The sequence below is a fragment of the Rhodococcus sp. NFXS4 genome (assembly GCF_058139645.1).
Map to the genome: position 1 here is coordinate 687965 of NZ_CP192221.1, position 11963 is coordinate 699927.

6 protein-coding genes are annotated in these 11963 nt (G+C 66.8%); 4 read left to right on the forward strand and 2 right to left on the reverse strand.

The window, feature by feature from the left end; all coding sequences use genetic code 11:
• The first annotated feature begins 93 nt into the window (after positions 1-93).
• The 3 genes from rpoB to J4E04_RS03420 all read left to right on the forward strand — a co-directional run bounded on the left by rpoB (position 94) and on the right by J4E04_RS03420 (position 8233).
• Complete coding sequence (gene rpoB / locus J4E04_RS03410; RefSeq protein ID WP_027504574.1) at positions 94-3600, forward strand: DNA-directed RNA polymerase subunit beta; 3507 nt, start codon at positions 94-96, stop codon at positions 3598-3600.
• Positions 3601-3697: 97 nt separating this feature from the next.
• On the forward strand, positions 3698-7654 hold the full coding sequence (locus J4E04_RS03415) for a DNA-directed RNA polymerase subunit beta' (RefSeq protein WP_027504575.1): 3957 nt from the start codon (positions 3698-3700) through the stop codon (positions 7652-7654).
• A gap of 189 nt (positions 7655-7843) precedes the next feature.
• Positions 7844-8233, forward strand: a complete 390-nt coding sequence (locus J4E04_RS03420) for a VOC family protein (RefSeq protein WP_490149883.1) — start codon at positions 7844-7846, stop codon at positions 8231-8233.
• A gap of 16 nt (positions 8234-8249) precedes the next feature.
• Here the strand turns inward: J4E04_RS03420 and J4E04_RS03425 are convergent, their stop codons facing one another.
• Positions 8250-8576 (reverse strand): hypothetical protein, encoded by a 327-nt coding sequence (locus J4E04_RS03425; protein ID WP_490149884.1) that lies wholly within the window; start codon positions 8574-8576, stop codon positions 8250-8252.
• Between the two features lie 99 nt (positions 8577-8675).
• Between J4E04_RS03425 and J4E04_RS03430 the strand changes: the two genes are divergently transcribed.
• Complete coding sequence (locus J4E04_RS03430; protein WP_490149885.1) at positions 8676-10313, forward strand: alkaline phosphatase D family protein; 1638 nt, start codon at positions 8676-8678, stop codon at positions 10311-10313.
• 17 nt (positions 10314-10330) lie between these two features.
• On the opposite strand, the gene J4E04_RS03435 is transcribed toward J4E04_RS03430, so the two are convergent.
• Positions 10331-11953, reverse strand: coding sequence for a GMC oxidoreductase (locus J4E04_RS03435; RefSeq protein ID WP_490149886.1), 1623 nt, complete (start codon positions 11951-11953; stop codon positions 10331-10333).
• Positions 11954-11963: the final 10 nt, after the last annotated feature.

The following is an 11963-nucleotide window of genomic DNA, read 5'->3' on the forward strand; positions in this document are numbered from 1 at the left end:
GCGAGGACTTCGTACGGGTAGTGACCAGCGAAGTTCCCACACAAAGAAGCAGATTAGCGACGGTCGCGTAGTGCACGAAGCGGCCCGCGTGAGGTGCTGGAAGGACGCATCTTGGCAGTCTCCACCCAGTCCAAGGAAAACGCCGGAACTCCCGGAGCCCCGAAGAGGGTGTCGTTCGCGAAGATTCGCGAACCCCTCGAAGTACCGGGGTTGCTCGATCTTCAGACCGATTCGTTCGAGTGGCTCGTCGGCACGCCGGAGTGGCGCGCACGTGCGGAAGCACGTGGCGACAGCTCTCGCAGCGGCGGTCTCGAGGACATCCTGACGGAGCTCTCTCCGATCGAGGACTTCTCCGGCTCGATGTCCCTCTCCTTCTCCGATCCGCGCTTCGACGAGGTCAAGGCCTCGATCGACGAGTGCAAGGACAAGGACATGACCTACGCGGCGCCGTTGTTCGTCACCGCGGAGTTCATCAACAACAACACCGGTGAGATCAAGAGCCAGACGGTCTTCATGGGTGACTTCCCGATGATGACCGACAAGGGCACGTTCATCATCAACGGCACCGAGCGCGTCGTCGTCTCGCAGCTCGTGCGTTCCCCGGGTGTCTACTTCGACCACGCCGTCGACAAGACCACCGAGAAGGATCTGCACAGCGTCAAGGTCATCCCCGGCCGCGGCGCCTGGCTCGAGTTCGACGTCGACAAGCGCGACACCGTCGGTGTCCGCATCGACCGCAAGCGTCGTCAGCCCGTCACCGTGCTCCTCAAGGCACTCGGCTGGACCACCGAGCAGATCACCGAGCGCTTCGGCTTCTCGGAGATCCTCATGGCCACGCTGGAGAAGGACAACACGGCCGGCACCGACGAGGCGCTGCTCGACATCTACCGCAAGCTCCGCCCGGGCGAGCCGCCCACGAAGGAGAGCGCGCAGACCCTGCTGGAGAACCTGTTCTTCAAGGAGAAGCGCTACGACCTCGCACGCGTGGGTCGCTACAAGATCAACAAGAAGCTGGGCCTGAACTCGGGTCTGCCCATCGAGGCGTCGACGCTGACCGAAGAGGACATCGTCGCCACCATCGAGTACCTCGTGCGTCTGCACGCGGGCGAGAAGTCGATGACGGCACCCGACGGCGTCGAGGTTCCCGTGGAGGTCGACGACATCGACCACTTCGGCAACCGTCGTCTCCGCACGGTCGGCGAGCTGATCCAGAACCAGATCCGCGTGGGCCTGTCCCGCATGGAGCGTGTGGTCCGCGAGCGGATGACCACTCAGGACGTCGAGGCCATCACGCCGCAGACCCTGATCAACATCCGTCCCGTGGTCGCTGCCATCAAGGAGTTCTTCGGAACCTCGCAGCTGTCGCAGTTCATGGACCAGAACAACCCGCTGTCGGGTCTGACGCACAAGCGTCGCCTGTCGGCGTTGGGCCCCGGCGGTCTGTCGCGTGAGCGCGCCGGCCTCGAGGTCCGCGACGTCCACCCGTCGCACTACGGCCGCATGTGCCCCATCGAGACCCCGGAAGGCCCGAACATCGGCCTGATCGGATCGCTCTCGGTGTACGCCCGTGTGAACCCGTTCGGTTTCATCGAGACGCCGTACCGCAAGGTCGTCGAGGGACAGGTCACCGACGACGTCGACTACCTGACCGCCGACGAGGAGGACCGCCACGTCGTGGCGCAGGCCAACTCGTCCATCGACACCTCGGGTCGCTTCGTCGACGAGAAGATCCTCGTCCGCCGTAAGGGTGGAGAGGTCGAGTTCGTCTCGTCGATGGACGTCGACTACATGGACGTCTCGCCTCGGCAGATGGTCTCGGTCGCCACGGCGATGATCCCGTTCCTCGAGCACGACGACGCCAACCGCGCGCTGATGGGCGCGAACATGCAGCGTCAGGCCGTGCCGCTGGTGCGCAGCGAGGCTCCGCTCGTCGGAACCGGCATGGAGCTGCGTGCCGCTGTCGATGCCGGCGACGTCATCGTCAACGAGAAGTCCGGTGTCATCGAGGAGGTGTCCGCCGACTACGTCACCGTGATGGCGGACGACGGCACTCGCAACACCTACCGGATGCGCAAGTTCGCGCGCTCGAACCAGGGCACCTGTGCCAACCAGCGTCCGATCGTGGACGAGGGCGCACGGGTCGAGGCCGGCCAGGTCCTGGCCGACGGTCCCTGCACCGAGAACGGTGAGATGGCGCTGGGCAAGAACCTGCTCGTCGCGATCATGCCGTGGGAGGGCCACAACTACGAGGACGCGATCATCCTGTCGCAGCGCCTCGTGGAAGAGGACGTCCTGACCTCGATCCACATCGAGGAGCACGAGATCGATGCCCGCGACACCAAGCTCGGTGCCGAGGAGATCACCCGTGACATCCCGAACGTCTCGGACGAGGTCCTCGCCGATCTCGACGAGCGCGGCATCATCCGTATCGGTGCCGAGGTTCGTGACGGCGACGTCCTGGTCGGAAAGGTCACGCCGAAGGGCGAGACCGAGCTGACCCCGGAGGAGCGCCTGCTGCGCGCCATCTTCGGCGAGAAGGCCCGCGAGGTCCGCGACACGTCTCTGAAGGTTCCGCACGGCGAGAACGGAAAGGTCATCGGCATTCGCGTGTTCTCGCGCGAGGACGACGACGATCTGCCTCCCGGCGTGAACGAGCTGGTCCGCGTCTACGTGGCCCAGAAGCGCAAGATCCAGGACGGCGACAAGCTCGCCGGCCGCCACGGCAACAAGGGCGTCATCGGCAAGATCCTCCCCCAGGAGGACATGCCGTTCCTGTCCGACGGCACCCCGGTCGACATCATCCTGAACACGCACGGCGTCCCGCGTCGTATGAACATCGGTCAGATCCTCGAGACTCACCTCGGCTGGATCGGCAAGACCGGATGGAACATTCAGGTGGCCGCGGACGGAGTCCGACCCGACTGGGCCGCGACGCTGCCCGAGGAGATGCTGGCCGCCGAGGCGGACACCAACATCGCCACCCCGGTGTTCGACGGTGCGAAGGAGGACGAGCTCACCGGCCTGCTGGCGAGCACGATCCCGAACCGCGACGGCGAGCGCATGGTCGGCGCGGACGGAAAGGCCACCCTGTTCGACGGCCGTTCCGGCGAGCCGTTCCCGTACCCGGTCTCCGTGGGCTACATGTACATCATCAAGCTGCACCACCTCGTCGACGACAAGATCCACGCTCGTTCGACCGGTCCGTACTCGATGATCACGCAGCAGCCCCTCGGTGGTAAGGCGCAGTTCGGTGGACAGCGCTTCGGCGAGATGGAGTGCTGGGCCATGCAGGCCTACGGCGCTGCGTACACGCTGCAGGAGCTCCTCACCATCAAGTCCGACGACGTGGTCGGCCGCGTGAAGGTCTACGAGGCCATCGTCAAGGGCGAGAACATCCCGGAGCCCGGTATCCCCGAGTCCTTCAAGGTGCTCCTCAAGGAGCTCCAGTCGCTGTGCCTCAACGTGGAGGTGCTGTCCTCGGACGGCGCGGCCATCACGATGGCGGACGGCGACGACGAGGATCTCGAGCGTGCCGCGGCCAACCTGGGAATCAATCTCTCCCGCAACGAGTCCGCGACCGTCGACGATCTCGCGCAGTAATCGGTGACAGGCCGGCGCGAGGCGACTCGCGCCGGCCGACCCCCGATCACTCGTAGCAGCAGAAAACTATCCCTGAGAAGGGGAAAGGAAGTACGACGTGCTGGACGTCAACTTCTTCGATGAACTCCGCATCGGTCTCGCGACCGCGGACGACATCCGCAATTGGTCCTACGGCGAGGTCAAGAAGCCGGAGACCATCAACTACCGCACCCTCAAGCCCGAGAAGGACGGCCTGTTCTGCGAGAAGATCTTCGGACCTACTCGCGACTGGGAGTGCTACTGCGGCAAGTACAAGCGCGTGCGCTTCAAGGGCATCATCTGTGAGCGCTGCGGCGTCGAGGTGACTCGCGCCAAGGTGCGTCGTGAGCGCATGGGCCACATCGAGCTGGCCGCACCGGTCACGCACATCTGGTACTTCAAGGGTGTTCCGTCGCGCCTCGGCTACCTGCTGGACCTGGCGCCGAAGGATCTCGAGAAGATCATCTACTTCGCCGCCTACGTCATCACGTCGGTCGACGACGAGCTGCGCCACAACGAGCTCTCCACTCTCGAGGCCGAGATGGAGGTCGAGAAGAAGGCTGTCGCCGATCAGCGTGACGCCGACCTCGAGGCCCGTGCGCAGAAGCTCGAGGCCGACATCGCCGAGCTCGAGGCGGAGGGCGCCAAGTCCGACGTCCGTCGCAAGGTCAAGGACGGTGGCGAGCGCGAGATGCGTCAGCTCCGTGACCGCGCGCAGCGTGAGCTGGATCGTCTCGAGGAGATCTGGACCACCTTCACCAAGCTGGCCAAGAAGCAGCTCATCGTCGACGAGCTCATCTACCGCGAGCTGATCGACCGCTACGGCGAGTACTTCACGGGTGCGATGGGCGCGGAGTCCATCCAGAAGCTTATGGAGACCTTCGACATCGAGGCCGAGGCCGAGAGCCTGCGCGAGACCATCCGCAGTGGCAAGGGCCAGAAGAAGCTCCGCGCGCTGAAGCGTCTCAAGGTCGTCGCCGCGTTCCAGTCCACGGGCAACTCGCCCATGGGCATGGTGCTCGACGCCGTGCCGGTGATCCCGCCGGAGCTGCGTCCGATGGTGCAGCTCGACGGTGGACGTTTCGCGACGTCCGACCTCAACGATCTGTACCGCCGCGTCATCAACCGCAACAACCGCCTCAAGCGACTGATCGACCTCGGTGCTCCCGAGATCATCGTCAACAACGAGAAGCGGATGCTGCAGGAGTCGGTCGACGCCCTGTTCGACAACGGTCGTCGCGGCCGTCCGGTCACCGGACCGGGCAACCGCCCGCTCAAGTCGCTGTCCGATCTGCTCAAGGGCAAGCAGGGTCGTTTCCGTCAGAACCTGCTCGGCAAGCGCGTCGACTACTCGGGCCGTTCGGTCATCGTCGTCGGACCGCAGCTCAAGCTGCACCAGTGCGGTCTGCCGAAGCTCATGGCACTCGAGCTGTTCAAGCCGTTCGTGATGAAGCGTCTGGTGGATCTCAACCACGCGCAGAACATCAAGTCGGCCAAGCGCATGGTCGAGCGTCAGCGCGCACAGGTGTGGGACGTCCTCGAAGAGGTCATCGCCGAGCACCCCGTGCTGCTGAACCGCGCACCGACGCTGCACCGTCTGGGCATCCAGGCATTCGAGCCGCAGCTGGTCGAGGGCAAGGCCATCCAGCTGCACCCCCTCGTGTGCGAGGCGTTCAACGCCGACTTCGACGGTGACCAGATGGCAGTACACCTGCCGCTGTCCGCCGAGGCGCAGGCCGAGGCACGCATCCTGATGCTGTCGTCGAACAACATCCTGTCGCCGGCATCGGGCCGACCGCTCGCCATGCCGCGTCTGGACATGGTGACGGGTCTGTTCCACCTGACGCGTCTCGACGACAAGGCTCTGGGCGAGTTCCAGGCCTCGACGTCCGACTCGGCGGAGCTGGGCATCTACGCCAGCCCGGCCGAGGCGCAGATGGCCGTCGATCGCGGCGTCCTGACCGTGCAGTCGCAGATCAAGGTGCGTCTGACGCAGCAGCGTCCGTCGCGCGAGATCGAGGCGGAGCTGTTCCCCGACGGCTGGACCCCGGGCGATGCCTGGACCGCCGAGACGACGCTGGGCCGCGTGCTCTTCAACGAGCTGCTCCCGACGAACTACCCGTTCGTCAACGAGCAGATGCCGAAGAAGCGCCAGGCGACGATCATCAACGATCTCGCCGAGCGGTACCCGATGATCGTGGTCGCGCAGACCGTCGACAAGCTCAAGGACGCCGGCTTCTACTGGGCCACGCGTTCGGGTGTCACGATCTCCATCTCCGACGTCCTCGTGCCGCCGGAGAAGCCGCAGATCCTCGAGGAGTTCGAGGCTCAGGCCGACCGCCTGGAGAAGCAGTACCAGCGTGGCGCTCTCGACCGGACCGAGCGCAACTCGGCCCTGGTCAAGATCTGGCAGGAAGCCACCGAGCAGGTCGGTAAGGCCATGGAGGCCCACTTCCCCGACGAGAACCCGATCCCGATGATCGTGAAGTCCGGCGCAGCCGGAAACATGACGCAGGTGCGGTCGCTCGCCGGCATGAAGGGTCTGGTGACCAACCCGAAGGGTGAGTTCATCCCGCGCCCGATCAAGTCCTCCTTCAAGGAGGGCCTGACGGTCCTGGAGTACTTCATCAACACGCACGGTGCTCGTAAGGGTCTGGCCGACACGGCGCTTCGCACCGCCGACTCGGGCTACCTGACGCGTCGTCTGGTCGACGTCTCGCAGGACGTCATCGTTCGGGAGACCGACTGTGGCACCGAGCGCGGCATCACCACGGTGATCGCGGAGAAGCTGGCCGACGGCTCGATGATCCGCGACGCGCACGTCGAGACCTCGACGTACGCCCGCACCCTGGCCGCCGACGCGGTCGACGCCGACGGCAACGTCATCGTCGAGCGTGGACACGACCTGGGCGACCCGGCCATCGACGCGCTGCTCGCAGCGGGCATCACGTCGGTCAAGGTCCGTTCGGTGCTCACCTGCACCACCGGAACCGGCGTCTGCGCCACCTGCTACGGCCGTTCCATGGCCACCGGCAAGCTCGTCGACATCGGCGAGGCCGTCGGTATCGTCGCGGCACAGTCGATCGGTGAGCCCGGCACGCAGCTCACGATGCGTACCTTCCACCAGGGTGGCGTGGCCGGCGACGACATCACCGGTGGTCTGCCCCGAGTGCAGGAGCTCTTCGAGGCTCGTGTGCCCAAGGGCAAGGCGCCCATCGCGGACGTCTCGGGTCGCATCCAGCTCGAGGACGGTGACCGTTTCTACAAGATCACCATCGTCCCGGACGACGGCGGCGAAGAGGTCGTCTACGACAAGCTCTCCAAGCGTCAGCGTCTGCGTGTCTTCAAGCACGACGACGGCACGGAGCGTCTGTTGTCGGACGGTGACCACGTCGAGGTCGGTCAGCAGCTCATGGAAGGTGCTGCCGATCCCCACGAGGTCCTGCGAGTCATGGGCCCGCGCCAGGTGCAGATCCACCTCGTCAACGAGGTCCAGGAGGTGTACCGCAGCCAGGGTGTGTCCATCCACGACAAGCACATCGAGACGATCGTTCGTCAGATGCTCCGCCGCGTGACCATCATCGATTCGGGCTCCACGGAGTTCCTGCCCGGATCGCTGACCGAGCGCAGTGAGTTCGAGTCGAGCAACCGTCGCGTCGTGTCCGAGGGTGGCGAGCCCGCGGCCGGACGTCCGGTGCTGATGGGTATCACCAAGGCATCGCTGGCGACCGACTCGTGGCTGTCCGCGGCGTCGTTCCAGGAGACCACCCGAGTGCTGACCGACGCGGCGATCAACTGCCGCTCGGACAAGCTCATCGGTCTCAAGGAGAACGTGATCATCGGAAAGCTGATCCCCGCCGGCACCGGCATCAACCGGTACCGGAACATCACGGTTCAGCCCACCGAGGAAGCACGTGCCGCGGCCTACGCGGTGCCGTCGTACGACGATCAGTACTACAGCGCGGACGGCTTCGGCCAGAACACCGGTGCTGCAGTGCCGCTCGACGACTACGGTTTCTCCGGCGACTACCGCTAGAGACGAGCAACGAACGAGCCCCATCCCGCTTCGGCGGGGTGGGGCTCGTGTCGTTTCTCGGCCTGGCGCACCGCGGATCGTCTGGTGCACCCCCCATCGCGGGTGCAGGTGACGAACCGGAGTGCGGCTGGTGTCGCCGGGCGCACCGCACCGCGATGAGTTCCAGGCCACCGCGGAGTCGGCACCTGTATGACCGAGACTCCCAGCACCATCACGAACATCGGCGTGGCCATGTTCACCGTTGCCGATCAGGACAAGGCCCTCGACTTCTACACCCGCGTGCTCGGGTTCGAGGTGCGCGGTGACACCCGCTTCGGGCCGAACGAGGAGTACCGCTGGCTCGAGGTGGCGCCGCCGGGGTCCACGGCGCGCCTCGCGCTGAACCCGCCGATGTACGACACGCCGGGCGGTTCCGCGATCGGGGTGGAGACCGCGGACGTCCGCGCGGAGCACGCTCGCCTGAGTGCCTTCGACGGGTTCGAGATGGAACCGCTCGGCGGCGACGACGATCCGAACGTGCCGCCGATGTTCATGCTGAAGGATCCCGACGGCAACGTCATCACCGTCGTGCAGGCGTGATCCGTTCCCTCCCGGCTCAGCGCAGAGCGAGGGTCGGGAGGGACAAGCTCACCAGCATCAGCGCGAACAGCAGCCAGGCGGCGCCCTGCCAGACGGGCCACGTCCCGCCGTGGCGGTAGGAGCGGTAGCCGATCCACAGTGCGCCGATCCCACCGAGCAGACAGACACCGGGTACGAGCGCAGCGATCGCGACGCTGGACGCGCCCGCTGCGAGGAACACGGACACCGCGACGGCAGCGATGCCGATCACTGCCCCGTCGTACGTGGCCGCGTGCCGGATCGCGCGCGGATCGCGCCACCGCTTCTCGACGTCGCGTCTGCCCATCTCTCGCTTGTCGTCCATGTCGACTGCGTACCCGATTCGGGTGGCTTCAGCGCGAGTCCTCGCGCGCGTCGTCTCCGATCCACACGGAGTTTCCTTTCGAGGGGCACCGTTCGGTCCATGAGCCGTCGTGATCTCGTCATCGGTGCCGATCGTTCTCTGCGTGCCGGCACCACGCGTCGTTCGTTCCTCACGTGGACCGCACTGGTCGGTGCGCTCGCGATGACACCGGAACTGTCGAGCGCGACGGCGCACGCGCAGCCGCAACGCGGCACCCCGGCCGACTACCCGTTCCGCCTCGGCGTCGCGTCGGGCGATCCGCTTCCGGACTCGGTGGTGCTGTGGACTCGTCTCGCGGTCGACCCACTCGCTACGGTCGGCGGTATGCGGCCGGGTGTGGTGCCGGTGCGGTGGGAGATCGCCGAGGACGAACGGTTCGGGCGGGCGGTGAGCCAGGGCATCGAACTGGCATCCGATGCGGACGGCTGGTCGGTGCACGTGGACGTACGGGGTCTGGCTCCGGCGCGGGAGTACTTCTACCGCTTCATGGTCGGTCCGCACGTGAGCACCGTCGGGCGAACGAGGACGGCGCCCGCACCGGGATCACCCCTCGCGTCACTGTCGTTCGCATGGGCGTCGTGCCAGAAGTGGGAGGACGGGTTCTACGGCGCCTATGCCGATCTCGCGGCGAGTGACCCGGACGTCGTCTTCTTCCTCGGCGACTACATCTACGAGTACGCGATCGAAGGTACAGGCGCCCGCGCATCGCAGCCACGGCCCGAGTCCGCGGGACGAGAGACGCTGGCACTGAACGACTATCGCGATCGGTACGCGCTGTACAAGTCCGATCCCGACTTGGCGTCGGCACACGCAGCGGCGCCGTGGATCACCACCTTCGACGATCACGAGGTGGACAACAACTGGGCCGGGGCGATCAGCCAGGATGCCGGCACCGCCGCTCCCGGCGATCCTGCGGGTGATCCGCGGTTGTTCCTCCTGCGCCGCGCCGATGCGTTCAAGGCGTGGTGGGAGAACACTCCCGTGCGGATGGCCCAGCGACCGACGGGACCGGATCTGACGGCGTACCGCCGCTTCAGTTTCGGTGACCTGGTGGACTTCTCGGTGCTCGACACCCGGCAGTACCGCAGCGATCAGGCCAATGGCGACGGCGAACACGCGCAGAACGCGGAGACCGCAGACCCGAGTCGCACCATCACCGGAGCGGCGCAGGAGAAGTGGATCCTCGACGGCTTCGGGTCCGGCGCGACGTGGAAGTTCCTCGCACACCAGACGGTGATCTCCGACCTGGCCCGCATCAGCGACGGCGAGCGGAAGGTCGGGATGGACCCGTGGAGTGGGTACGAGGCGTCACGGCACCGCATCCTCGACGGCGCCCGCGACCGGGGGATCACCCTCGCGTCCATCGTGGGCGACATCCACCGCACCATCGTGTCGGAACTGCGCCGCGACTATCAGGACGACTCCGCCCCGGTGGTCGGAGTCGAGATCGCGTCGACCTCCATCGCGTCGGGCAAGGACGGTGCGGACGTCGACACGGCCGGTGCGGACATCGCGGCGGCGTCACCACACGTCAAGTTCGGCAATGCCCGACGCGGTTACCTGCGTGCGACGCTGACGCCGACGGAGTGGCGCTCCGAGGTCCGGGTCCTGGACGCGATCTCGGTTCCCGGCGCGCCGGTCCGCACGGCAGCGACCGTGACGGTGCCGGAGGGTCGGCCGGAGATCGGCCTGGCCTAGCGGACGGCCGGGTACGCCTAGCCGCCCGCAGCGATGACGGCTGCGATGTTGCGCTCGGCGAGCGCGGTGATGGTGAGAGACGGGTTGGCCGCACCTGTGCTGCCGGGAACGAGAGCTCCGTCCATGACGTACAGGCCGGGGTGCCCCTTCACTCGTCCGTACGCATCGGTGACGTCGCCCAGGACCGCACCGCCGAGAGGGTGCGCGGTGAACGTGTCGTCGACGTCGCGAGTGAACGGCTCCGCGGAGACGACGGTGCGGCCGGCCTGTGCCATCCGGTTCTGCACCGCGCGCAGTGCCTCGACGGTGTCGCGGCTGCCGCCCTTGGGCCAGGTCAAGCTCATCCCGTCCGTCGCACGGTCGTAGCGGAAATCGGCCCGCAGCGGGTCGATGGTCATACCGAGCGATCCGAGGAACCCCATCTCGGTGGGAACGCCCGGGACGTACCAGTTCTCGACGCTGAGAGGCAGGCCCGTGTCGTCGACGATGCGCGAGGCGCACGGCGCCCCCTGCGGTCCGCCGCCGATGGGACCGAGCGAGCGGGTCATGAAGGCGTCGCCGTTGGTGCCCCATCCGCGTCCGACGAACTCGTTGAGCTCGGGAAGCGCGCCGGTGGCCTGCGCGCGGACCAGCAGTTCGGTGGTGCCGATGGAGCCGGCGCCGAGGATCAGCGAGTCGCAGGTCAGCGTGCGCGTCTCGAGTGCGTTGCCCTCGGGATCGAGGCGCCGCACCTCCACGCGGTAGCGGCCACCGCTCTCGGTGCCGATGGCGACGACCTCGTGGCTGTGACACACCACGGCGTTGCCCGTGGCCTCGGCCTGCGGGATGTAGTTCTGCGTCAGGTCGTGCTTCGCGCCGTTGGAGTTGCCGAACGTGCTGCAGCCGACGGTGGCGGACGGCCGGGACCGATCCGACATCTCGTCACGCAGCACGTTCCAGTTCCAGCCTCCGTCGACGCGCTGCGGGTCGAAACCGGCGCGGCGGGCGTGGTCGTCCCACGTCCTGGAGTGGGCGAACCCGGGGGAGGCGTAGATGTCGTCGGGCATGGTCGACGGCCGGAGCACCGAGCGAGCCTTGGGGTACCACTGCGACGCCATCTCGTCGTAGTCCACGCGGCCACCGAACGAGAGATCGAAGAAGCGCTTGTCCGGGGCGATGCTGACGCCGGTGTAGACGACGGAGCCGCCGCCCACCGCGGCTGCACGCCACACCGACAGGTTCTCGTATCGCGTGGTGTCGAGGACGCCGTTGAACCAGTCGACGGGCCCGACAGGCATGCCGGTGAGGTTGGTGAACGAGCGCTGATGCCACAGGCCGCGCCCGTCGGCCGTCATGTCGGCGGTGAAGATGTCGCGGAACGGATCGCGCGGCCAGCGGAGTCCTCGTTCGAGCACGGTGACCGACGTACCGGCCTGCGCGAGCCGCAACGCCGCTGCGCTGGCTCCGAAGCCCGATCCGATGACGAGGGCGGGTGAGTGGTCCGGTGGACGCGGAGGGTCGGCGAACAGTTCGGGCAGGAGGTTCCGGATCGAGGGGACGCCGAGCGGGAGTGCGGACGCCGTCGACCGGGTGATCGCGGGCGGGACCGCGAGGCCCACCATTCCTGCTGCGGCCAGTTGCAGCAGTTGCCTGCGCTTCACGTGCACACCC

What these genes read in the sequence shown, in the direction of transcription:
- J4E04_RS03425 (WP_490149884.1), bottom strand. Translation starts at nt 8,576, where the DNA reads ATGGACGACAAGCGAGAGATGGGCAGACGCGACGTCGAGAAGCGGTGG.
- J4E04_RS03420 (WP_490149883.1), top strand. Translation starts at nt 7,844, where the DNA reads ATGACCGAGACTCCCAGCACCATCACGAACATCGGCGTGGCCATGTTC.
- J4E04_RS03430 (WP_490149885.1), top strand. Translation starts at nt 8,676, where the DNA reads ATGAGCCGTCGTGATCTCGTCATCGGTGCCGATCGTTCTCTGCGTGCC.